A 21,009-nucleotide genomic window follows, 5' to 3' on the forward strand; every position below is an offset into this window, starting at 1 on the left:
CCTCACATCGCCAGCGTCGTGACATGATCCTTCTGGCATATATCCGCGAACAACATCGGCTCAGCTTGGGCAGCTATGGCCGTCCGCGCATGACGCAGGAATTGAAGGAACTGGGTCTTCAAGTTGGCCAGCGCCGCGTCGCCCGGGTTCGTCGGGAAAACAGCGCCCCACGCTGTTTTCTGATCCTCCTCACTGCGTGACAACGGCATTCAGGTTCTGCGCAGCCGTAAATTCAAGCGCACGACCGACAGCGACCACAGCTTCAACATCGCCCCGAACCGTCTGAACCAGGACTTCACGGCGACGGCGCCAAACCAGAAGTGGGCCGGGGACATCACTTATATCTGGACCCGCGAGGGTTGGTCCTATTTGTCTGTTATTATTGATCTATATTCGCGGCGTGTGATCGGTTGGGCGATCAGTAACCGCATGAAGCAGGACTTGGCGCTACGTGCCTTGGACATGGCTACAGCTCTGCGTCGGCCACCGCCTGGCTGCATTCATCATACCCCCTCTCGGGCTATTTCCTCCGGAAATACCCTGCCGGGCAGTGGATCGTGGTGCGCAATACTGTGCCCACGAGTACCAGAAGCGTCTTCGTCGTCACAAACTCTTGCCTTCGATGAGCGGCAAAGGAAATTGCTTTGATAATTCGGCTGTCGAGAGCTTCTTCAAATCCCTCAAGGCCGAGCTGATCTGGCGAAACACATGGCAAACACGCCGGGATGTCGAGGTCGCGGTGTTCGAATACATCAACGGCTTCTACAACCCGCGCAGGCGCCATTCAGCATTGGACGGCAAATCACCCGTGGCGCTCGAAAAACTCGCCGCATAACATGAGTAACACACCGGAACAGAAACGGTGCAAGTCCAGACGGGCAACGCGGTTCTCGGATACAACCTCGCCCATATCGATCAGGTCATCATAGAACTTGCGGTATCCATAGACCTTACCGCTGTCTTTCCACGCCTGCTTCACCAGCTTGGTCTGACGCCGATCTTCCTGCGCACGCTGGCTTAAGGGTTCCTTAACCCATGCATAGAGACCGCTCGGGTGGACGCTCAGCATCTTGCACAGAACGCGGACAGGATGCTGCTCGCGATGCGCGCGTACTCACTTTGCATCCCTGGCGAAGTACGCGCTCAGCATTGTCCTCGGACCAATGGCGGACAAGCCTCGCCCTATTTTAGGATGTCGCGCTCCGCCGTGACCCGGGCCAGTTCTTTCTTGAGCCGGCGAACTTCGGCATCCTGATCCGTCTGCCTCAGCGCCTTCGAAAATTGCGCCATCCAAGTATACAGCGACTTGGTGCTCACCCCGAGCCGTTCAGCCACCTCCTTGACCGAATAACCCCGCTTCGTGACCTGCGCCACCGCATCGATCTTGAACTCATCCGAGTAGCGAATTTGCCCTGACATTTGCATCGTCCTTTGCTTCCAAAATTATCAAGCAAAGCGTCTACAAATCTAGGGGCTAATCACCGATCGGCTCCGACTTGGCCCTCAGTGAACCTGCCCCCGCGCGTGTCCTTTACACGCGTTCCGTCGGCGCATGGGGGCGGTAATCCTGTGGATCAGCGGCGCTCGCGCATCGTTGCGGTCACGGCGCTTTCCTCGGTCGCGGCGAACTGCATGGCGCTGATTTTCCAGCCGGTGGCGCGGCGGCGCAGCGTGACGAGGCCGAAATACGGGCCCTCTTCCAGCCGCGCGCCCTTGCTGACATAGCGGGTTTCATAGGCTGCTTTCAGGCTGTCGTGCCCGTCAAAGCTCGCCTCAAGGCAACGGCGCACCATATGGGTATGCTCGCGCACCTTCATCTGTTGAATGAAACTGGCGCAGATCGCCCGCATCTCCTCAAGATTATGCGCGACGATCCTGTGCTCCATCGTTTCGAGCGTGCAGGGGATGTCGCACCACGCAAGCGTTGCATCCAAATCCCCCGACAGTGTTGCATCGCCCTGGCGATCCAGAAAATCCTGCGCGATCATGCGGGCTTCATCGCTGTTCATTCACGGTATCCTGCAAGATGGCGGTTCGGGGTGGCTCTGGATCAGGCTCGCCTCGAAGATCAAAAAATGCAAGTCCAACTGCGCAGGCGCATCGCAATCCTCACATCAAGACAGGATCAAGCGATGCCCCGCCGTCGCCGCAGCCGCACGACGAAAGGACATTCGACAATCCGTGATATCTGTGGCTGAATTCGGCAAAACGGCCCGCCGCTTGCCGGTGCTTTGGGCGTTGCCCACGACATAAAGGATCCTCCATGCGCGCCTTGCAAGTTCAGACCCTGTCCAGCCCCCCGATCCTGTGCGACCTGCCCCTGCCGACGCCCCGGGGCACAGAACTGCGCATCGCCGTCAAGGCCTGTGCGTTGAATTTTGCCGACACGCTGATGGTCAGCGGACGCTATCAGGACACGCCGCAAGTGCCCTTTGTTCTGGGGCTTGAGGTGGCGGGCGTGATCGATGCGGTGGGTCCGGATGTGGCGGGGTTTGCGCCGGGCATGCGCGTGATGGCCTATTGCGGGTCCGGCGGGCTGGCGCAATTCCTCTGCGTGGAAAGCGCGCGGGTGATCGAGATCCCCGATTCGCTCGGGTTCAACGCTGCAGCCGCCCTGCAAGTGGCCTATGGCACCTCGCATATGGCCCTGACACATAAAGGACATCTGCAAGCGGGCGAGCGGCTGGTGGTCACAGGTGCTGCCGGCGGGGTCGGCTTGACGGCGGTGGAAATCGGCAAGCAACTGGGGGCTGAGGTCATCGCAATTGCGCGCGGTGCGGATAAGCTGGCCATCGCGAAATCCGCAGGCGCCGATCACCTGATCGATGCCCAAAGCGATGACATAAGGGCGCAGGTTCTGGCCCTTGGCGGCGCGGATGTGGTCTACGATGCTGTTGGCAGCCCCCTGTTCGAGCCCCTGTTTCGCGCCACGAACCCCGACGGGCGCATTCTGGTGATCGGCTTTGCGGGCGGCACCGTGCCACAGGTCAAACTCAACCATATGCTGGTGAAAAACATCACTCTGAGCGGATTTTACTTCGGGGCCTATGCCACATTCGCGCCCGAGCCGATGCGCCGCACCCTTGGCGCATTGGCCGCCTGGGTGGCCGAGGGCAAGCTGCATCCGCATATTTCGCATGTGCTGCCACTAGAGCGCGCCCAAGAGGGACTGGATTTACTGCGGGATCGCGGCGCGACCGGCAAGGTCGTGATCGAGATCTAGCGCTTATTCGGCGGCGTGACGGGTCGCCAGACGCCGTGAGAAAGCGTTTCGAATTAGGTCCTTGAGGTTGCTTACCGCCGCATTGGCGGGCACAGCCGAGGCGTAGAGATTGATCTTTTTGTGCTGCAGGGCGGGCAGCGCGCCGTTGTGGGAAATCGCTTCGCAAAACGGCGGCTGTGACCCTTCGAACAGGACATGCACCGCCAAATCTGCCGAGACCGAGGCCTCGATGGTGCGCGTCATGTCGCTTTCGACGGCCATTTCCCACGGGATTCCGGCCTCGTCCAGCGCCGACAGCACCCCTTTGCGAAAAATGCAGCGATGCTCGAAGGCAAGGCGCAGCGGCCGTTGCCGCCAAGCCGCCCCGTTTTGCGCGCCGATCCAGACCAGCGGCAATTCGGCCAGCGTTTCCCCGCCATGGCCGCAGTCGTCCTCGGTGGTGAGAATCACGTCGCATTCGCCCCGCGCAAAGCATTCCTTGAGCGCCACGGTGTAGGAGCTTTCCAGTTGCACCTTCATCCGCGGAAAATTGGCCGAGAACTGCTGCAGCACCTGCGGGATCGCGGGATAGACCACATCATGCGGCACACCGAGCCGGATCACGCCCTCGTATTCCTGCGCCGTCAGCCGCGCATAGACCTCGTCGTTCAATTCCAGCATGCGCCGCGCGTAGCTCAAAAGCTGTTCGCCATTTGCCGTCAATGACACGGTGCGCGCAGAGCGGTCCAGAAGCGTCAGCCCCAAGCCCTCTTCCAGGCGTTTGAGCTGCATCGACACCGCAGATTGCGTGAGGTTGAGAAAGCCCGCCGCCTTGGTCACGCCGCCCGTATCGGCCACGGCCACAAAGCTGCGCAGGGCTGTCAGATCAAGGTTGCGGGCCATATCAATCTCCGTGATGTGTTTCGTCAAAAACATTCGTTATCAGAATTGACCATAATGGCGCATACATATCAAGTCTTCTGATGGGAGGCACCAGACACATCACCATATCGAAAGGAAATACGATGTCTGCCTTGATCCAGCGCCTGTCCCTCTCGGGACGTTCTATCCGCTTTTCCAGCCTGTCGCTCAAAGGCCTTTGGTCCGCTCTGGCGCAAATGCAGGCCGTGTCGCGCCAGCGCAAAGCCCTCGCCGATCTGGACCCTGACCTGTTGGACGACATCGGCGTCACCGCCTCCGAGGCCAGAATCGAAGCCCAGCGCCCTGCATGGGACGTCCGCGCAAGCTGGACCCGTTGAGCCCCCTTCCGGCGCGCGTGCCGCGCCCGACCTCCGCCTGAACGCCTGCTTCCTGGAAGCGGGCGTTTTCGTGTTCTCCCCGAAATTCTCCGCGAAATTCTCCCCGAAACATTCGCCTCAAACCCTCCCGCGATGACGGGTTTCGCGCATTTGTGACAAGTTTACGCGGTTCAAAGCGATTCTGTTAAACCTCTGCCTTGAATAGCGGGGGCGGATTGCCAATATTCAAACAGAACCCTGTGATCCGCCTTGCGCGCGGTCGTTGGGAAACGCTTTTGAAACAGGAGAGACGGTCAATGGCTGACTATCAGACGATCCGCGCAGGTGCGGGCACGCGCACAGCGCAGATTGATGTAGGGCTTCGCGCCCATATGAACAAAGTGTACGGCACAATGTCCGTGGGCTTGCTGATCACAGCGCTTGCGGCTTGGGCGATTTCCAACATGGCCGTCAGCGGCACGCCGACCGAATACGCGATGGGCGACGGCACCTACCTGTCCCAATTCGGCTATGCCCTCTACGCCTCCCCGTTGAAATGGGTGATCATGTTCGCGCCGCTGGTGATGGTTTTCGCCTTTGGGGCCGTGATCAACCGCATCTCCGCCGCTGGCGCGCAGCTGTTCTTTTACGTCTATGCCGCGCTCATGGGCCTGTCGCTTAGCTCGATTTTCCTTGTGTTTACAGGCATGTCGATTGCGCAGACCTTCCTTGTGACGTCGATCTCCTTCGCCGGTCTCAGCCTCTATGGCTACACCACGAAAAAAGATCTCTCGGGCATGGGCACCTTCTTGATGATGGGTCTGATCGGGTTGATCGTGGCCTCCATCGTGAACATCTTCCTTGCGTCCTCGGCGCTGGCCTTTGCGATCTCGGTCATCGGTGTGCTGATCTTTGCAGGTCTCACCGCCTATGACACGCAGTCGATCAAAACGGACTACATCGCGCATGCGCAGGCGATGGACAACGAGTGGCTTGGCAAATCCGCCATCATGGGCGCGCTGAAGCTTTACCTCGACTTCATCAACCTGTTCATGTTCCTGCTGCAATTCATGGGCGACCGCAAATAAGCGCAGCGCTTTCAAAGACATCCAAAGGCCGGTCCCTGCGACCGGCCTTTTTCGTTCCTAATGCGGCACAGTGACGATCAGCGGGCCGCGCGGCGTCGCCACCACCGTATGCTCGTATTGAACGACGGGCGCAGAGGGCACCGCGTAGAGCGTCCAGCCATCCGCACCGTCATCGGCCCATTCGCCCCCCAAGGACAGAAACGGTTCGACCGTCAAAACCATGCCTTTGGTGATCTTTCGCCGATCGCCACGTGTGGGCCAGGTGGCGATTTCCTGCGGATATTCGTGCAAGCTGCGCCCCACGCCGTGGCTGGCAAGATTGCGGATCAGCGTATAGCCGCCTTTGCTGGCAAAGCGGCCGACGGCGTTGCCGATCCCCGCCAAGGGCTTACCCGCGCCGACCTGCGCGATGCCGATTTCCATCGCCTTTTTCCCATCGCGGCACAGGCGCTCGAGCTGGGGGACGACTTTGCCAAGGCCGAAACTCGCGCCTGTATCGGCAAAGAAGCCGTCTTTTGACGCGGAAACATCGATATTGACCAGATCACCCGCCTTCAACACACGCGGCCCCGCGATGCCATGGGCGATTTCCTCATTGACGGAAATGCAGGTATGGGCCGGAAAATCATAAGTGGTTTTGGGGGCCGAGACCGCGCCTTCGCGTTCCAGAAACCGGCGGCCGATATCGTCCAGTTCCGCGGTCGTCATCCCCGCCTCAATCTGCGCGGCCATGGCGTGCATGGTTTGCGAGACGATGCGCCCGATCTCTTTGAGGCCCGTCAGTTCGAATTCCTGGGTGATGGTCATACGGGCCTCGTCACTGCTGTGTGGCTTGGCCATCGCATGTGGGGCGGGATGCGCCAAGCCGTGCCCGCGCAACACCGCCGTTTCACGCCGCTTACAGCTCGATGGCCTGAAGAACTTCCGGCTCGATCACCTGCACCCCCGGCAGGCCCTCTTTCATCTTGTCGGCATTTTGTTCCAGCATCGGGAAGGTGCGATAATGGCAGGGAATCACGGTTTCAAAGTTGAAGAACCGTTTGGCCGCATAGGTCGCGCGCGCCATGTCCATGGTGAAATGGCCGCCCGCGCTCAGGATGCCGATCTGGGGGTGGTGCAATTCCTCAAAGACCATCATGTCGGCCATTACATCGGTGTCGCCGGAGAAATAGATCGTCTTGCCCTCGCCGGCGATCATAAAGCCCGCTTCCGTGCCGCCGTAAATCGGCCCGTTTTCGGTGGGCATAGACGAGGAATGCGAAGCGGACACCATTGTCACTGCCACCCCGTCGAGGGTGATCGTGCCGCCTTTGTTGAACCCCTGCGCATCGACCCCTTTGGATTTCCAGTAGTTCGCCAGTTCCACGATCGTATAGACCTTTACGCCCAATTCGCCCGACAGCCGCGCCGCATCGCCGGTGTGGTCCCCATGTCCGTGGCTGATGAAAATGGCCGTCGTGCCCGTGATCGCCTGCGCAACCTGATCGTCGCGGATCGACGGATTGCCGGTAATCCACGGATCGACCAGCAGCACTTCATTGCCGATTTCAAAACGGAAGGCACCATGCCCGAGCCAGATGATTTTCATCGTTCTCTCCTGAGAATTGCGGTTTAAAACAGAGTGTAGAGTGCGCAGGGAGCTTGTCACATGAATTGGACTTCACAGGTCGATGAATATTGTGAGCGGATTGATTTCACGTTCTGGTCCGAACCCCTCAATGCTTTGACAAATCTGGCCTTTATCCTCGCCGCTGTGTTGGTCTGGCGGCAGGCGCGCGGCAAGGGGCGCCTGCTGACGGCCGTGCTGTTCGTCATCGGCTGCGGGTCGTTTGCCTTTCACACCTTTGCCACGCGGTGGGCCTCGATGGCCGATGTGCTGCCGATCCTTGCCTTCATCCTATGCTATCTCTTTGCGGCCAATCGCGACTTTCTGGGTCTCTCCAACGTCAAAGCCACGCTTGCCACTTTGGCCTTTTTTCCTTTTGCCGCCCTCACCGTCCCGCTGTTTTCGATGTTGCCCATTGGCGCGTCGGCGGGCTATGCGCCGGTGCCGGTGCTCTTGCTGGGCTATGCCTTTGTCTTGCGCCGCTCCGCCCCGCAGACCGCGCGCGGGCTTACCATTGGTGCCGCCCTTTTGCTGATCTCGCTCACTTTTCGCACGCTGGACGGACCGCTCTGCGCAAACTGGCCTTCGGGCACGCATTTTCTGTGGCACATCCTGAACGCGACCCTGCTGGGCTGGCTCATTCTGGTCCATGCCCGCCAGCAGAGCGCCAGCAATACTTGAAGCCCGCCCGCGCCCGCGCTAAAGCCTGTGACAAGAAATCAGGCCGAGTGAAAAAAGGGGAGATGTCCCATGTCCATCGACATTGATACCGCGCGCCGCGTGGCCAAACTTGCCCGCATCCGCGTCGCAGAAGAGCGCCTGCCCGCGCTGGCCGAAGAATTCAACGCCGTGCTCGGCTTTATCGAACAGTTGGGCGAAGTGGATGTGGAGGGCGTCGAGCCGATGACCTCCGTGACGCCCCAGCGCCTCTATCGGCGCAGCGATGGCGTCACCGATGGCAATCAACAAGACAAAATCCTCAAGAACGCGCCCGATGCGCGCGAAGGCTTTTTCGCAGTCCCCAAGGTGGTTGAATAATGTCCGATCTCAACAAACTCACGATTGCGGCGGCCCGTGACGGCCTCAAAGCGGGCGATTTCACGTCCCTGGACTTGACCAACGCCTGCCTCACCGCGATTGAGGGCGCAGGGGCGCTCAACGCTTTTGTCCACAACACGCCCGACCTGGCGCGCGCCCAGGCCGCCGAGGCCGACGCGCGCCTTGCCGCTGGCGATGCACCGGCAATGTGCGGTATTCCTTTGGGGATCAAGGACCTGTTCTGCACCAAAGGTGTCGACACCCAAGCGGCCTCGCGCATTCTGGAAGGGTTCAAGCCCGAATACGAAAGCACGATCACCGACAAGCTGTTTGCGGCGGGCGCGGTCATGCTGGGCAAGCTGAACATGGACGAATTCGCCATGGGCTCGTCGAATGAAACCTCCGTCTACGGCACTGCGGTGAACCCGTGGAAACGCAGCGGTGACGACAGCGCGCTCACCCCCGGCGGCTCGTCGGGGGGCTCGGCGGCGGCGGTGGCGGCAGACCTGTGTCTGGCCGCAACCGGCACCGATACGGGCGGCTCGATCCGCCAGCCTGCGGCCTTTACCGGCACTGTTGGCATCAAACCGACCTACGGGCGCTGCTCGCGCTGGGGGACGGTGGCCTTTGCCTCGTCGCTTGATCAGGCGGGCCCGATGACGAAAACCGTGCGCGACAGCGCGATCATGTTGCAAGCCATGTGCGGCTTTGATGCCAAGGACAGCACCAGCGCCAACCTCGAGGTTCCCGACTTTGAAGCGATGCTGAGCGGCGACATCAAGGGCAAGGTGATCGGCATTCCCAAAGAATACCGCATGGAGGGCATGCCCGCCGAGATCGAAAAGCTCTGGGCCGAGGGCACGGCAATGCTCAAAGACGCCGGCGCGCAAATCCGCGACATTTCCCTGCCGCACACCAAATACGCCCTGCCCGCCTATTACGTGATCGCCCCCGCCGAAGCCTCCTCCAACCTCGCGCGCTATGACGGCGTGCGCTTTGGCCACCGCGCCACTTTGGCAGCGGGTGACGGTATCGACGACATGTACGAAAAAACCCGCGCCGAGGGTTTTGGTCCCGAGGTGCAGCGCCGTGTCATGATCGGCACCTATGTGCTGTCGGCCGGGTTTTACGATGCCTATTACAACAAGGCGCGCCGTGTGCGCACCCTGATCAAGCGCGACTTTGAAACCGTGTTTGCCGATGGGGTCGACGCGATCCTGACGCCCGCCACGCCCTCTGCGGCCTTTGGTCTGGGCGAAATGAAGAACGCCGATCCGGTGCAGATGTATCTCAACGACGTCTTTACGGTGACGGTGAACCTGGCCGGCTTGCCGGGGGTGAGCGTCCCTGCGGGTCTGGACGCCAAAGGGCTGCCGCTGGGTCTGCAACTGATCGGAAAACCGTGGGACGAGGGAGATTTGCTGAATATTGCGCATTCGCTCGAAGCGCGCGCGGGCTTTGTTTCCAAGCCTGCGAAATGGTGGTAAACACGTTCGGTACAAATTCCTAGAATCCGGTCAAACGCCCATGCGCATTCTGTTTTCCGTCCTTCCTGTCGCAGCCTTGATGGCCTGCTCGCCCTCTGTTCCCGACAGCGGGGCGGGCGTCGGATTCTCCGATTACGCCAGCTATCAGCAGCAACGCGAGGAGCAGTTGATCGCGCAGGGCGAAGGCACAGGCAGCGCCAGCCCGTCCTACCGCGCGCCGATTTCCAACGAAACCATCACCGGCGGTGCGGTATCGACACAATCGCTCGAGAGCAGCATCCCCGCAGATCCCACCGGCCAGTTCCCCGCAGAACGCTCGCAGGACGTGGCCTCTGCCGTGACCAATTCGGTCGGGATTTCGGAGGAACAGGATTTCTCCGCCGTGGCCTCGGAACGCTCGATCGAAGAAGATGCCGCGCGCGTCGCCGCCAACAAACAGGCCTATCAGGTGATCGAACCCACCGCGCTGCCGCCGCGCCCTTCGGGGTCCACCGCCTCGCTGGTGGAATTTGCCATCTCGACGACCAACCGCGTCGGCGAGCCGCTCTATTCGCGCCTGATCATCGGGGCGGAAGCGCGCGCTGCGCGCAACTGCGCCAAATATCCCTCGCCCGACAAGGCGCAGGAAGCGTTTCTGGAAAAAGGCGGCCCCGCACGCGACAGCAGCGGGCTTGACCCGGATGGCGACGGCTTTGCCTGCGCATGGGACCCCACCCCCTTCCGCCTTGCGGCGCGCGGCTAGGTTTTTCGCGATTTGACCCGGGACCTCGACATTCAATCCCACCCTTCCCCGAACTTCGGGGCGCGGCGGGACGGGGTGACGCGGCCCTCGCTGGTGCTCATCCATTATACCGCGATGCAATCGGCGGGCGCGGCGCTGGAACGGCTTTGCGATCCCGCCCATGAGGTCTCGGCCCACTACCTGATCGACGCGACGGGCAGCTGTTTGCAGCTCGTCGCGGAAACCGAGCGCGCCTGGCATGCAGGGCGCGGGCGTTGGGGCGACGTGACCGATGTCAATTCCCATTCCATCGGCATCGAACTCGACAATCGCGGCAACACACCCTTTGCTCATGCGCAAATGAACGCGCTGGAACAGCTTTTGAGCGGCATTCTGGCACGCTGGGACATTGCGGCCCAGAATGTCATCGGCCATTGCGACATCGCCCCGACCCGCAAAACCGATCCCGGCGTGCGGTTTGACTGGCAGCGTCTGGCGCGCGCCGGATTGGCGGTCTGGCCCGCAACCGCCCCCCCGACAGATACCGATTTGGCCGCCGATCTGGCCGCCGATCTGGCCGCCTTTGCGCGCAATGCCGCGTGTTTTGGCTACGATCCCGATCTCACCCCGGATCAAACCCTTGCGGCCTTTCGCCTGCGCTTTTCCCCGCGGGCGAGCGGGCCGCTGACACCGCGCGAGGCGGCCATGATGGCCGATCTTGCCCGACGCTTTCCCGTTGACCGACACTCTGCGCTGACCTAAAGCAGCGGGGCGCGGATGGCTGGATGGCCGCGGGCCGATACCTTTTGGACTTCGGCGCGAGGAAAGTCCGGACTCCATCAAGCAACGGTGCCGGGTAACGCCCGGCGGGGGCAACCCCAGGGATAGCGCCACAGAGAACAGACCGCCCCGTATATCGGGGTAAGGGTGAAACGGTGGAGTAAGAGCCCACCGCGCGACTGGCAACAGAAGCGGCACGGCAAGCCCCACCGGGAGCAACGCCAAATAGGGACCTCGCGCGGGGACTGTGTGTGCAAACATACCGCTCGCAGGGTCGCTTGAGCCCGAGAGGTCCGGGTTGGCAGCTTGAGTGCACTGGTAACAGTGTGCCTAGAGGAATGGTCATCGACGGGGGTCTCCCCCTGAACAAAATCCGGCTTACAGGCCGTCCGCGCAAATTTTACCCTCTCGCGAATGTCGCAGCTGCCCTGTTGGCAAGCAGGGACAATTCGCGCAGTATCCTCGCATGTGTTTCAGACCGAGGGGGTAATTTACATGAGTTTCGTCAAAACATTGGCCACATTGGCTGTCGGATTTGCAGCCGCCAAAGGCGCGCAGAAAATGCGCGACATGGGGGGGATGGATGCCGTCAAGAACGCCCTGCGCAGTGCGGGTGACAAGGGCGGCATGGGCGACCAGCTTGGGGCCATGGCGGAGAAATTCGGTGTGCCCGGCGGTGCGGAAACGGTGCGTGGCTTGATGGGCAAGTTCGGCGGTCAGGCCGCCGACATGACCGAAGCGTCGCAGGCCGGATTGGGCGCGCTGATGGGCGCCATGACCGGCGCGGCAAGTGCAGGCGCGGCGGGCGTGTCCGACATGATGGGCGCGATGACGGGCGGCACCCCCGTGGGCGAGGCCATGGAAGAAAACGCCAAAATGATGATCCGCGCGATGATCCAGGCGGCCAAAGCCGACGGCGAAATCGATGCAGAAGAGCGCAGCAAAATTCTCGACGCGCTCTCGGATGCCTCCGAAGAGGAAATGGCCTTTGTGCAGGGCGAACTTGATGCGGACATCGATGTGGCGCGCTTTGCCTCCGACATGTCCGAATCGGCGCGCGCGCAGGTCTATTCGGCGGCGTTGATGGCGATTTCGGTCGATACAGAGGCCGAAAAACAATATCTCGCCCAGCTTGCCTCTGCGCTGGCGCTGCCCACGCAAAAAGTGGCGACCATCCACGAAACCATGGGCAAACCTTTCATTTAGGACAGGTTTCTTTGCCCTTGGCGAAATACGAATGAGGGGGCGCGGTCTGCGCCCCTTTTGCAAGGCAGCGCGCTACACAGCGACTTGGCGAAGCCGTGATTGGACACCGGCGGCAGCTTTCGCGATAGTCGCTTGATTTTGTTGAGACGAAGGGCGTTTTCATGACCGAACCATCTTTGAGCACGCCCGAACCTGCGTCCCCAACGCCCCCCAGCCTGACCACCCCCAGCCTGACCGAGCAACACGGGCTGCGCTATGCGGCGGAACTCGAGGGGCATCTGCGCTGGCTTGACAGTTTCACCTCTGCCGCTCTGGGGGTGCTGTCGGTGGCATCGGGGATCTACACCTACCTCGGGGTCTCCTCGCTTTTGGGGCAAACGGGCGCTTTGGGATTTTTTGCCGCCATGGCCTATTCGGTGGCCGTGTCGGTGGGGATTTTCGTCTTTTGGTCCTACCTCATGCGGTTGCTTCCGGCGGTGCGCACGGGGGCGACACGCCTTGGACTGCTGCTGTCGATGGCGCTTGGATCGGTGGCCATCATCGCCATGTCGAGCTGGCTCAATGCCGCCGCTTTGGCCGGATCGGCGGCGGTGGAACAGCACCTTGCCTCGACCGTGCAGGACTATCAGGCCGCGCTTGAGCGGGCCAATTCCATCGCAATTTCGGCGCAGGGTCTGGAACTTGATGTCGCGCGCGTGCGCCAAAGTTTTGAGGATCTGGGCGCACAGGAGGCCGAAGGATCGCTGTCGGGCTTTGCCGGTCGCGGGGCGGTTTTCCGCGTCTTGACTCAAAAAGCCGATGAACTTCAGGCTCTTGAGGGACAGATTTCCGCTCAGGGGCCTCTGGTCACGGCTGCTTTTTCCGAAGGCAACGACATCTTGCGCACCCTGCGCGCGCTTACCGTGGCCCAAGGCGCGGTCGAGGACCGCTCGGTCGAGTTTTCCGAACAGGCGGTGCGACTGGCGGGGCTGATCGCGCAGTTGCGGCAGCTGTCCGTGGCCCCGCTTGTCGAGCGCGCGGCCAATGATCTGGCGCAATCCGTGGTGCTGCCCGAACTGGACGGCACCAGCGCAGGCACACAGGCCGCGCAGGCCTCGACCATCGAAAGCGTGCTGGATGTGGTGGGCAAACGCGCCACCACCCTGCGACAGGCCGCTCAGGAGGTGATGTCCCTCACGCCGCCCATCGAGGTCTCCTACACGCCTATTTCCGCCGCCGACGCCGTGATCCGCTATGCGCGCAATTTCGTGCCAAGCTGGGCGGGGGCCATCGCGATCGACCTTTTGCCCGCCGTTCTGGTGTTCATCCTGATGGTCACGCAGGCCGCGATCCGCTCGGGCCGTGCGCCGCTGCCGCTGGAAAACACCCTGACCCTCGCCGAAATGCGCGGGGCATTGGCGGCGATGCGCGACATGGAGGCCGATCTGGTCCGCTCGCGCGAGATCGAGCGGCGCGCGCCGCCCGTCACATCGCCGCAACCACCCCAAGGCACGCCTGACTGATGGCCGAGCTGCAAGAAACAGCGCCGAAGCTCACCGCCAAGCGGGTGATTTACGGCGTGCTTTGGCTGCAAGTGGGCATCGGCGTTTTTCTGGTGGGCGGCGATCTGTCGCGCAGCCTTCCCGACCTGTTCACCCGCACCAACGCGCCCGGGTTTACCTCTCCGGTCGCGCCGGGCGATCAGACCCGCCGCTACGACCCCGATTCTGCACCGGAGTTTCCCGACACGCCCACGCGGCCCTATCCTGCGCCCGACACGATGCCCAAACGCCTCGCCTTCGAGGTGCAAGAGGTGGCGGGTGCGCCTGCGCTGACCCTCACCGGCCAGATCGCGCCCGGGGATGCGGCGCGCTTTGCCGACTGGCTGGAGAGCAACGATCTGCCGCCCCGTGTCTACCTCAATTCCCCCGGAGGCTCGGTGCGCGATGCGCTGGACTTGGGCGAAACGCTGCGCGCGCGCGACATCACCACCATTGTGGGGGCAGGCGACATCTGCTTTTCCGCCTGCCCGTATCTGTTTGCCTCCGGCACCACCCGCATTGCCGATCGCGATGGCGCGGTGGGTGTCCATCAACATTACTACGGTGAAAATATGGTGCTGCCCGCCTTCGTCGCCGTCGAGGAAATCCAGCGCGGGCAGGCGCAGGTCGTGGACTACCTCGACACGATGGGCATTGATCTGCGGTTGATGAAACACTCGCTGGCCACGCCCCCCGAGGAAATCTACGTGCTCTTGCCCGAAGAATTGATCGAATATCGCCTCGCGAGCGAGATTTCCGGTTAAAGGCGGCGCAATCCTGACGCGAAGTGGTTGACTCGGGGCCGCAATCGCTTACAAGGCGGGCTTCAAGGATTCCACGGGCGGCCCGACTGTCCCGTTGACGATAAACTGGAGTTTTCAAAATGGCGAAGCCGACGACGATCAAAATCCGTCTGAACTCGACCGCGGACACGGGCCACTTCTACGTGACCAAAAAGAACGCGCGTACCATGACCGAAAAAATGGTCGTAAAAAAATACGACCCGGTCGTGCGTAAGCATGTCGAGTACAAAGAAGGCAAAATCAAGTAAGCCTTTGACGACAAGACAAAATGCAAACCGCGCGACCCCGAAACGGGACGCGCGGTTTTTTTTGGCTCAAGCGCGGCCCCTCCCCCTTCTCGACCCTGCTGTAAGTCTTGGTCAACCTGACGGACCCCGCCCATGCCCCTGCTCTTTCCTGCATCCCGCCCCGATCCAAGAGGCTCCCTGCCTGCGTTCGAAATCCGCCCTGCGCGCCCCTCGGATGCCGAGGCCGTTGATGCACTCTATGCCGCAAGCTACCCTGCACTGCTCAAGCCCGACTATCCCGCGCCGCTGCTCGACGCCTGCCTGCCGCTGTTGCTGAAAACCGCCCCCGCGCTGCTTAGCTCGGGCAGCTTTTTCGTCGCAGACACCGGCGGCGGCCTGATCGGAGCGGGCGGCTGGACGCAGGCCAGCCCCTTTGGCGGGCTTGGTCCGCGCCATCTGGGCCATATGCGCCGCGTCGCGGTGCATGCGCGTTACGCGCGGCGCGGCATCGGGTCGGTGATTCTCGATCATGCCCTCAAAGCGGCGCGCAAATCCGGCATCGCCCAGATGTGCTGCCTCTCCACCCTGACGGCTCGCAAGTTTTACGAAGCGGCAGGCTTTGCCGTCGAGGGGGATGTGGAATTGACGCTGCGCCGCGGCGTCAACCTTCCGGCTGTGCAAATGCGCCGCACGCTGATGCAAACAACCGAATCTTAAACCCTCTCATTTAAGACGAATTGCACGGGGCCTCCTGGCCCATTCCTGACACAAAGGACCGTGCGATGCGTGATATGATGGGACAAGCCCCTCAGGGGCTGCCCGCCCGCCCGTGGCGCGTTGCGCCTACCCACACGCGGCGCGTTGCGCCTACCCGCCCGTGGCGCGTTGCGCCCTGCCTGCGTCTTGCCCTTGCGCTGGTGCTCTGCCCTGTTGTGCCTGCGCTGCTTGGCCAGCCGGCCCATGCGCAAAGCACCTTCGTGCCCTTGCCGGGCACGACCAGCCTTCCGCGCCAGATCGCCCCGCTCTTGGGGAGCACACAGGGGGCGCTGATCGGAGGGCGCGGTGCTGGCGGCGCTTTGCTTGCGCCTGGCGAGCCGCTTCAACCGGTCGCGGAATCCGACATCGTGACGGCGACCACGCCCATGCCCGCCGATATTGCACCCGACCGGCTGGATGCGGCGCTGGCCGCTTTTGCGACGGCGCAAGGTGACGCGCCCCGCCCGGGCGGCACTCATTGGGTGCCCGCCACGTTGAACTGGCGGCAAATGGAGCGGATCGAACGCAGCGCGCCGCGCGCCGACAGGGGCAACACCCTGCCCGTACTGTCGCATACCGGCAATTATCAGACCCGCCTGCTCGACATTATCGCTGCCGCCGAAGCCACGACCGCGGGGTTTGATACGATCCACACCAAGGCCAAAGTGCTGCCGCGCAAAAAGCCGACCCAGCTGACACTGGGCGAGGTTTTCGCCTGGATCGAACGCACGCCCAAACAGCCCCATGCCATTGGCCGCTATCAGTTTATTCCCAAAACCCTCGCCTATCTGGTCGAGGCGGAGGGCATCGGCCCCAATGAGCGCTTTTCGCCCGAAATGCAGCACAGGCTGGCGTGGCGGCTGATCGAGGACGCTGGCTATCGCGATTTTGCCGACGGGAAAGTGGGCAATGACGCCTTCATGGACCGTCTCGCCAAAATCTGGGCGGGGCTGCCGCTTAAGAACGGCAAATCGGTGTATCACGGCTATGCGGGCAACCGCGCAACGATCAAACGCGACTGGTTCGCGCGCGAATTCGCCGCCATCTTTGGCCCTGACGGCGGTATTTCCCCCGGTGCCACCACGGCCGCGAGCGAGCAGAACGATCCCATGCTGTCACAGGGGCTCGCGGCGGATGCGCCCTTTAGCAGCATTCCACCGCGCGGCATTCCCCTGACGCCTATCGGTCCGCCCGCAGGCCTGAGAAGAAGTCTCTAAGCAGGGCTTCACTCTCGCCCGCCGCGATTTCATCGTAAATCTCGGGGCGGTGATGGCATTGGGGATGGGAAAACACCCGTGGCCCCTGCGCAATACCGCCGGATTTGGGATCCGCCGCGCCGTAATACAGCCGCGCGATCCGCGCGTTCGAAATCGCCGCCGCGCACATCGGACAAGGTTCCAGCGTCACATAGAGGTCCGCCCCGATCAGCCGTTCGGCCCCCAGCTGCGCACAAGCCTCGCGGATCACCAGCATTTCCGCATGGGCGGTAGGGTCTGCCCGTTCACGGGTGCGATTGCCATTCTGGGCCAGAACGGCACCGTCTCTGGCAATGATCACCGCGCCCACGGGCACCTCGCCGCGCGCGCCCGCCGCGCGGGCCTCGGTAAGGGCGCGCTCCATATGGCTTTTGAACGGATGGGCATCTGTCATGCCCCTTTTTGGCCCCTGCGCCCGGGCCAGACAAGGTGCCATCGGCTGCGCGCGGGAGTTTTCATATCCCACGCATCCGCTGCTTCCCAAAACCGGCGCGCCGCGCTAGAGGTCAGCTATGGACAAGAAACGCACGCCCCGCTCCACCCCTTCGTCATCGGCCACTCAACGTGGCGGCCCTGCCTCGGCGCGGGGGGGTAAACCTGCCCCCAAAGCGGCGCCAAAAGCGGCGCCCAAAACGGCGCCTGTGCGTGACACCACATTGGATGGCACGCCCAAAACCGGCGGCGACCGGATTGCCAAAGTTCTGGCGCGTCACGGCATTGCCTCGCGGCGCGACGCCGAAAAAATCATCTCCGAAGGGCGCGTCAGCGTGAACGGGGCGGTCATCACCTCGCCCGCGCTCAACGTGCAGGCCAAGGACAACATCGTGGTCGATGGCAAGCTGCTGGGCACGCCGGATGTCGCGCGGCTTTGGCTGTACCACAAACCAACGGGCCTTGTGACATCGGCGCGCGATGAAAAGGGCCGCGAAACGGTCTTTGATGCCCTTCCCGCGGATCTGCCGCGCGTGATGAGCGTGGGACGGCTGGATTTGAATTCCGAAGGCCTGCTGTTGCTTACGAATGACGGCGACCTCAAACGACGCCTCGAACTGCCTTCAACCGGCTGGCTGCGCAAATACCGCGTCCGCGTCAAAGGCAACCCGAGCGATGCCGATCTCGAACCCCTGCGTCAGGGCGTGACCATCGAGGGCGAGCGGTTCCAGCCCATGACCGTCTCGCTTGATCGCCACCAAGGGGCCAACGCCTGGCTGACCATCTCGATCCGCGAGGGCAAGAACCGCGAAATCCGCCGCGCGCTGGAAAGCATCGGTGTCACGGTGAACCGGCTTTTGCGCGTCAGCTACGGGCCTTTCCGCCTTGGGGAACTGCGCGAGGGCGAGGTCGAGGAGGTCAAAACCCGCGTGCTGCGCGACCAGCTTGGCATGAGCGCCGAAGACGTGGAGGCGCTGGATGATCCGGCCGACAAGCCGCGCCGCGGTGTCTCGCGCCCCGGCAAACCCGCGCCGCGCAAACCGTTCGGCGCGCAGGCGTCGCGCGAGCGCGATGCCAAACCCGAATTCAAAAGCAAAGGGTTTCGCAGTCACGGCGGCAAACCCGATGGCAAGGGCGGCAAAGGCGGGCGCGCCTTGGGCTTCAAAAGTCATGCAGGCCCCAATGGCACCGGCGCGCAAAACCGCCGTGACGGCAAACCCAAACCGCGCAGCTGATCGGATGCCGGCCAATTTCACTCTGCGCCGATGAGGCCTTTCAAGCAGTGTCGCGGCGTCCTATATTAAGCGCAAAGCACTGCCGCTGGAGGGATTTGTGAGCAACGTGGGACTACAGAAACTGGCCTATTACCTCTTGATTGGCTTCATTCTTTACGTGTCCTTCGGCGCACAGGGCAGCTAACGATGGCCAAACGTTTTGGCGGCAAATTCAGCCCCGACCCCGTCGATGAACCTGCCGAGCCGCGCGCAAAAAACGCGCGCAAGAACGGGTTTAGCGGCAAGCGACGCACCCGTCTGGGCGCGCGCTCGCGGCTGCTGTTTCTTGCGCCGATCGTGCTGGTTTTTAAAGCACTGGGCGCAGAACCCGTGCTGATGGCGCAATATTTGCTCGGCTTTGGTGTGCTGATTTTGGGCGCCTATCTGACGCGCGAGGGGCTGAAAGCCCAAGAGGCGTTCGAGGCGCGCGCGATTGCCCGCCGCCCCGCCGTTCCGCGCAAGATTTTGGGCTCTGTGAGCACCGGTCTTGGCCTCGGGCTTGTCGGCTTTGCGGGCTACGGCCCACTTGAGGCCGTGATTTTTACCGTCATCGGCGCGGCGCTGCACGGGTTTGCCTTTGGTCTCGACCCTCTGCGCTCGAAAGGGCTGTCGGGGGGCGATTTTCAAAACACCCGCGTTGCGCGTGCCGTTGATGAGGGCGAGCGTCATCTCGCCGCGATGGAAACGGCGATCGCGCGCACAAACGAGCGCAGTCTGATCACCCGCGTGTCCCAGTTCACCGCCACCGCCCGCACGATGTTTCGCCGGATCGAAAGCGACCCGCGCGATCTGAGCGCGGCGCGCAAATATACAGGTATTTATCTGCTGGGCGCGCGCGACGCGACGCTGAAATTTTCCGATCTTTGGATCAATGCCGGCGATACGCAGGCGCGCACCGACTACATCGCGCTGCTCGACGATCTGGAACGCGACTTTGCCGCGCGCACCGACAGCTTTCTCATCGACGACAAATCCGATCTTGATATCGAGATCAGCGTTTTGCGCGACCGTCTGGCGCGCGAAGGCGTCAAAACCAGCTAAACTATAGTTTCCCAAAGGAAGTTCGACATGTCCGACACGATCCGCCAAAAGGCCGAAGCGACTTTGAAAGACGTCGAGGCCGTCACGGCCGTGGTCCTGCCCGAGCCGCCGAATGAAAACGACGTGACGGTCGCCAAAACCGCCCATGCACAGGATGCGGTCGCCAAAGCCAAGGCCGAAATCGACATTGCCGACACCAATTCGATCATCGGGTTTGGCGCAGGCGCACAGGCCGAATTGCAGCAGATCAGCCAATCCATGCTGGCGGATGTGAAGAACAAGGATGTTGGCCCGGCGGGTGACAGTCTGCGCAGCATCGTGTCGACCATTCGCGGCTTTTCCGTCGAGGAACTGGACCCCAACCGCAAGCGCTCGTGGTGGGACAAGCTGCTGGGCAAAACCGCGCCGGTCGCGAAATTTGTCGCCCGCTACGAGGATGTGCAAGACCAGATCGACAAGATCACCGATGACCTTCTGGGCCACGAACATACCCTGCTCAAGGATATCAAATCGCTTGATTTGCTCTACGAAAAGACCCTGAATTTCTACGATGCGCTGGCGATCTACATCCTGGCCGGAACGCAGAAGATCGATGACCTCGACCGGCTTGATATCCCGCAAAAAGAGGCCGAAGTGGCCTCTGCGGCCCCCGATCAGCAGGTGATGGTGGCGCAGGAATTGCGCGACTTGCGCGCCGCGCGCGACGATCTGGAACGCCGTGTGCATGACCTCAAACTCACCCGTCAGGTGACGATGCAATCCCTGCCCTCGATCCGGCTGGTGCAGGAAAACGACAAGTCGCTGGTCACAAAAATCAACTCGACCCTCGTGAACACGGTGCCGTTGTGGGAAACACAGCTGGCCCAGGCCGTGACAATCCAGCGCGCGTCCGAAGCGGCGAAGGCCGTCAAGGATGCCAACGATCTGACCAATGAACTGCTGACCTCGAATGCGGCGAACCTGCGCGATGCCAACAGCGCGATCCGCACCGAAATGGAGCGGGGCGTCTTTGACATCGAAGCGGTGAAACAGGCCAATGCGGACCTGATCGGCACCATTCAGGACAGTCTGAAAATCGCCGACGAAGGCAAAGTCAAACGCGCCGCCGCCGAGGCCGATCTGGTCAAAATGGAAAGCGAATTGCGTGACACTTTGGCCGCAGCCAAGGCGCGCGAGACCCCCGCCCCCGCAGCAAGTTGACCCATTTGGGAACGATTTGTGCGCATCGGCATTGATCCGGCGCGCGCAAGTCGCACAATGGGCATAAACGGGGTGTTTGCAACGCAGCGCCGAAACCGAAGAGGAAGACGCGGTGAACTTCGAAACACGGGGTG

The 21,009-nt window shown here is 62.0% G+C and carries 22 protein-coding genes, 1 other RNA gene and 2 pseudogenes; 19 read left to right on the top strand and 6 right to left on the bottom strand.

The window, feature by feature from the left end; translation table 11 throughout:
* A pseudogene (locus tag AQS8620_RS12800) lies at positions 1-835 on the top strand (IS3 family transposase); the annotation flags it as partial.
* Between the two features lie 36 nt (positions 836-871).
* On the opposite strand, the pseudogene AQS8620_RS17240 reads toward AQS8620_RS12800, so the two are convergent.
* Positions 872-1,419 (bottom strand): annotated as a pseudogene (locus AQS8620_RS17240) (transposase); the annotation flags it as partial.
* Positions 1,420-1,574: 155 nt separating this feature from the next.
* Entirely contained in the window at positions 1,575-2,009 is a 435-nt protein-coding gene (locus AQS8620_RS12815; protein ID WP_085837316.1) for a hypothetical protein, read from the bottom strand.
* A 254-nt stretch (positions 2,010-2,263) separates the two neighbouring features.
* Between AQS8620_RS12815 and AQS8620_RS12820 the strand changes: the two genes are divergently transcribed.
* A complete protein-coding gene (locus AQS8620_RS12820) occupies positions 2,264-3,223 on the top strand; it encodes an NADPH:quinone oxidoreductase family protein (RefSeq protein ID WP_085837317.1) in 960 nt (319 codons plus the stop codon).
* A gap of 3 nt (positions 3,224-3,226) precedes the next feature.
* On the opposite strand, the gene AQS8620_RS12825 is transcribed toward AQS8620_RS12820, so the two are convergent.
* Positions 3,227-4,105: a LysR family transcriptional regulator gene (locus AQS8620_RS12825; protein WP_085837597.1), complete on the bottom strand. Its 879-nt coding sequence runs from the start codon at positions 4,103-4,105 to the stop codon at positions 3,227-3,229.
* 122 nt (positions 4,106-4,227) lie between these two features.
* On the opposite strand from AQS8620_RS12825, the gene AQS8620_RS12830 reads away from it, so the two are divergent.
* Both AQS8620_RS12830 and AQS8620_RS12835 read left to right on the top strand, forming a co-directional pair.
* On the top strand, positions 4,228-4,461 hold the full coding sequence (locus AQS8620_RS12830) for a YjiS-like domain-containing protein (protein WP_085837318.1): 234 nt from the start codon (positions 4,228-4,230) through the stop codon (positions 4,459-4,461).
* A gap of 296 nt (positions 4,462-4,757) precedes the next feature.
* Positions 4,758-5,528, top strand: a complete 771-nt coding sequence (locus AQS8620_RS12835; RefSeq protein WP_085837319.1) for a Bax inhibitor-1/YccA family protein — start codon at positions 4,758-4,760, stop codon at positions 5,526-5,528.
* A 57-nt stretch (positions 5,529-5,585) separates the two neighbouring features.
* Here the strand turns inward: AQS8620_RS12835 and map are convergent, their stop codons facing one another.
* Entirely contained in the window at positions 5,586-6,335 is a 750-nt protein-coding gene (gene map, locus AQS8620_RS12840) for a type I methionyl aminopeptidase (RefSeq protein WP_085837320.1), read from the bottom strand.
* A 91-nt stretch (positions 6,336-6,426) separates the two neighbouring features.
* The gene (locus AQS8620_RS12845; protein ID WP_085837321.1) at positions 6,427-7,116 is read right to left on the bottom strand and encodes a metal-dependent hydrolase; all 690 of its coding nucleotides are present in this window, start codon (positions 7,114-7,116) and stop codon (positions 6,427-6,429) included.
* Between the two features lie 60 nt (positions 7,117-7,176).
* On the opposite strand from AQS8620_RS12845, the gene AQS8620_RS12850 reads away from it, so the two are divergent.
* From AQS8620_RS12850 to AQS8620_RS12905, 12 genes are all read left to right on the top strand, one after another.
* Complete coding sequence (locus tag AQS8620_RS12850) at positions 7,177-7,815, top strand: ceramidase domain-containing protein (RefSeq protein WP_085837322.1); 639 nt, start codon at positions 7,177-7,179, stop codon at positions 7,813-7,815.
* A 69-nt stretch (positions 7,816-7,884) separates the two neighbouring features.
* Positions 7,885-8,172, top strand: coding sequence for an Asp-tRNA(Asn)/Glu-tRNA(Gln) amidotransferase subunit GatC (gene gatC, locus AQS8620_RS12855; protein ID WP_085837323.1), 288 nt, complete (start codon positions 7,885-7,887; stop codon positions 8,170-8,172).
* Positions 8,172-9,659: an Asp-tRNA(Asn)/Glu-tRNA(Gln) amidotransferase subunit GatA gene (gene gatA / locus AQS8620_RS12860; RefSeq protein ID WP_085837324.1), complete on the top strand. Its 1,488-nt coding sequence runs from the start codon at positions 8,172-8,174 to the stop codon at positions 9,657-9,659. The genes gatC and gatA overlap by 1 nt, the downstream gene beginning before the upstream one ends.
* 40 nt (positions 9,660-9,699) lie before the next feature.
* Positions 9,700-10,401, top strand: coding sequence for a hypothetical protein (locus AQS8620_RS12865; protein ID WP_085837325.1), 702 nt, complete (start codon positions 9,700-9,702; stop codon positions 10,399-10,401).
* 12 nt (positions 10,402-10,413) lie between these two features.
* On the top strand, positions 10,414-11,142 hold the full coding sequence (locus AQS8620_RS12870; protein WP_085837326.1) for an N-acetylmuramoyl-L-alanine amidase: 729 nt from the start codon (positions 10,414-10,416) through the stop codon (positions 11,140-11,142).
* An 11-nt stretch (positions 11,143-11,153) separates the two neighbouring features.
* Positions 11,154-11,557: RNase P RNA component class A (rnpB, locus tag AQS8620_RS12875), an RNA gene on the top strand.
* A 98-nt stretch (positions 11,558-11,655) separates the two neighbouring features.
* Positions 11,656-12,366: a tellurite resistance TerB family protein gene (locus AQS8620_RS12880; protein ID WP_085837598.1), complete on the top strand. Its 711-nt coding sequence runs from the start codon at positions 11,656-11,658 to the stop codon at positions 12,364-12,366.
* Positions 12,367-12,527: 161 nt separating this feature from the next.
* On the top strand, positions 12,528-13,868 hold the full coding sequence (locus tag AQS8620_RS12885; protein WP_234990485.1) for a hypothetical protein: 1,341 nt from the start codon (positions 12,528-12,530) through the stop codon (positions 13,866-13,868).
* The gene (locus AQS8620_RS12890) at positions 13,868-14,650 is read left to right on the top strand and encodes a COG3904 family protein (protein ID WP_085837327.1); all 783 of its coding nucleotides are present in this window, start codon (positions 13,868-13,870) and stop codon (positions 14,648-14,650) included. Before AQS8620_RS12885 ends, AQS8620_RS12890 begins: the two co-directional genes overlap by 1 nt.
* 119 nt (positions 14,651-14,769) lie before the next feature.
* Positions 14,770-14,937 carry a 50S ribosomal protein L33 gene (gene rpmG / locus AQS8620_RS12895; RefSeq protein WP_008034579.1) on the top strand — a complete coding sequence of 56 codons (168 nt, stop codon included), beginning with the start codon at positions 14,770-14,772 and terminating at the stop codon, positions 14,935-14,937.
* A gap of 132 nt (positions 14,938-15,069) precedes the next feature.
* A complete protein-coding gene (locus AQS8620_RS12900; protein ID WP_085837328.1) occupies positions 15,070-15,633 on the top strand; it encodes a GNAT family N-acetyltransferase in 564 nt (187 codons plus the stop codon).
* A gap of 65 nt (positions 15,634-15,698) precedes the next feature.
* Positions 15,699-16,889 (top strand): hypothetical protein, encoded by a 1,191-nt coding sequence (locus AQS8620_RS12905; protein ID WP_085837329.1) that lies wholly within the window; start codon positions 15,699-15,701, stop codon positions 16,887-16,889.
* Here the strand turns inward: AQS8620_RS12905 and AQS8620_RS12910 are convergent.
* Entirely contained in the window at positions 16,852-17,322 is a 471-nt protein-coding gene (locus AQS8620_RS12910; RefSeq protein ID WP_085837330.1) for a nucleoside deaminase, read from the bottom strand. The two genes, AQS8620_RS12905 and AQS8620_RS12910, sit on opposite strands and share 38 nt — an antisense overlap.
* Positions 17,323-17,440: 118 nt before the next feature.
* Between AQS8620_RS12910 and AQS8620_RS12915 the strand changes: the two genes are divergently transcribed.
* The 3 genes from AQS8620_RS12915 to AQS8620_RS12925 all read left to right on the top strand — a co-directional run bounded on the left by AQS8620_RS12915 (position 17,441) and on the right by AQS8620_RS12925 (position 20,875).
* Entirely contained in the window at positions 17,441-18,595 is a 1,155-nt protein-coding gene (locus tag AQS8620_RS12915; protein WP_085837331.1) for a pseudouridine synthase, read from the top strand.
* Between the two features lie 186 nt (positions 18,596-18,781).
* Positions 18,782-19,675, top strand: a complete 894-nt coding sequence (locus AQS8620_RS12920; protein WP_085837332.1) for a 5-bromo-4-chloroindolyl phosphate hydrolysis family protein — start codon at positions 18,782-18,784, stop codon at positions 19,673-19,675.
* A 27-nt stretch (positions 19,676-19,702) separates the two neighbouring features.
* Positions 19,703-20,875, top strand: a complete 1,173-nt coding sequence (locus AQS8620_RS12925) for a toxic anion resistance protein (protein ID WP_085837333.1) — start codon at positions 19,703-19,705, stop codon at positions 20,873-20,875.
* The last annotated feature ends 134 nt before the right edge of the window (positions 20,876-21,009 follow it).

Origin of the sequence: Aquimixticola soesokkakensis (assembly GCF_900172375.1) — a bacterium.
Classification (GTDB): domain Bacteria; phylum Pseudomonadota; class Alphaproteobacteria; order Rhodobacterales; family Rhodobacteraceae; genus Aquimixticola; species Aquimixticola soesokkakensis.

What these genes read in the sequence shown, in the direction of transcription:
- AQS8620_RS12920 (WP_085837332.1), top strand. Translation starts at nt 18,782, where the DNA reads ATGGCCAAACGTTTTGGCGGCAAATTCAGCCCCGACCCCGTCGATGAA.
- gatC (WP_085837323.1), top strand. Translation starts at nt 7,885, where the DNA reads ATGTCCATCGACATTGATACCGCGCGCCGCGTGGCCAAACTTGCCCGC.
- AQS8620_RS12910 (WP_085837330.1), bottom strand. Translation starts at nt 17,322, where the DNA reads ATGACAGATGCCCATCCGTTCAAAAGCCATATGGAGCGCGCCCTTACC.
- AQS8620_RS12835 (WP_085837319.1), top strand. Translation starts at nt 4,758, where the DNA reads ATGGCTGACTATCAGACGATCCGCGCAGGTGCGGGCACGCGCACAGCG.
- AQS8620_RS12890 (WP_085837327.1), top strand. Translation starts at nt 13,868, where the DNA reads ATGGCCGAGCTGCAAGAAACAGCGCCGAAGCTCACCGCCAAGCGGGTG.
- AQS8620_RS12820 (WP_085837317.1), top strand. Translation starts at nt 2,264, where the DNA reads ATGCGCGCCTTGCAAGTTCAGACCCTGTCCAGCCCCCCGATCCTGTGC.
- AQS8620_RS12885 (WP_234990485.1), top strand. Translation starts at nt 12,528, where the DNA reads ATGACCGAACCATCTTTGAGCACGCCCGAACCTGCGTCCCCAACGCCC.
- rpmG (WP_008034579.1), top strand. Translation starts at nt 14,770, where the DNA reads ATGGCGAAGCCGACGACGATCAAAATCCGTCTGAACTCGACCGCGGAC.
- AQS8620_RS12925 (WP_085837333.1), top strand. Translation starts at nt 19,703, where the DNA reads ATGTCCGACACGATCCGCCAAAAGGCCGAAGCGACTTTGAAAGACGTC.
- AQS8620_RS12905 (WP_085837329.1), top strand. Translation starts at nt 15,699, where the DNA reads ATGCGTGATATGATGGGACAAGCCCCTCAGGGGCTGCCCGCCCGCCCG.
- gatA (WP_085837324.1), top strand. Translation starts at nt 8,172, where the DNA reads ATGTCCGATCTCAACAAACTCACGATTGCGGCGGCCCGTGACGGCCTC.
- AQS8620_RS12880 (WP_085837598.1), top strand. Translation starts at nt 11,656, where the DNA reads ATGAGTTTCGTCAAAACATTGGCCACATTGGCTGTCGGATTTGCAGCC.
- AQS8620_RS12850 (WP_085837322.1), top strand. Translation starts at nt 7,177, where the DNA reads ATGAATTGGACTTCACAGGTCGATGAATATTGTGAGCGGATTGATTTC.
- AQS8620_RS12825 (WP_085837597.1), bottom strand. Translation starts at nt 4,105, where the DNA reads ATGGCCCGCAACCTTGATCTGACAGCCCTGCGCAGCTTTGTGGCCGTG.
- AQS8620_RS12900 (WP_085837328.1), top strand. Translation starts at nt 15,070, where the DNA reads ATGCCCCTGCTCTTTCCTGCATCCCGCCCCGATCCAAGAGGCTCCCTG.
- AQS8620_RS12865 (WP_085837325.1), top strand. Translation starts at nt 9,700, where the DNA reads ATGCGCATTCTGTTTTCCGTCCTTCCTGTCGCAGCCTTGATGGCCTGC.
- AQS8620_RS12915 (WP_085837331.1), top strand. Translation starts at nt 17,441, where the DNA reads ATGGACAAGAAACGCACGCCCCGCTCCACCCCTTCGTCATCGGCCACT.
- AQS8620_RS12830 (WP_085837318.1), top strand. Translation starts at nt 4,228, where the DNA reads ATGTCTGCCTTGATCCAGCGCCTGTCCCTCTCGGGACGTTCTATCCGC.
- map (WP_085837320.1), bottom strand. Translation starts at nt 6,335, where the DNA reads ATGACCATCACCCAGGAATTCGAACTGACGGGCCTCAAAGAGATCGGG.
- AQS8620_RS12845 (WP_085837321.1), bottom strand. Translation starts at nt 7,116, where the DNA reads ATGAAAATCATCTGGCTCGGGCATGGTGCCTTCCGTTTTGAAATCGGC.
- AQS8620_RS12815 (WP_085837316.1), bottom strand. Translation starts at nt 2,009, where the DNA reads ATGAACAGCGATGAAGCCCGCATGATCGCGCAGGATTTTCTGGATCGC.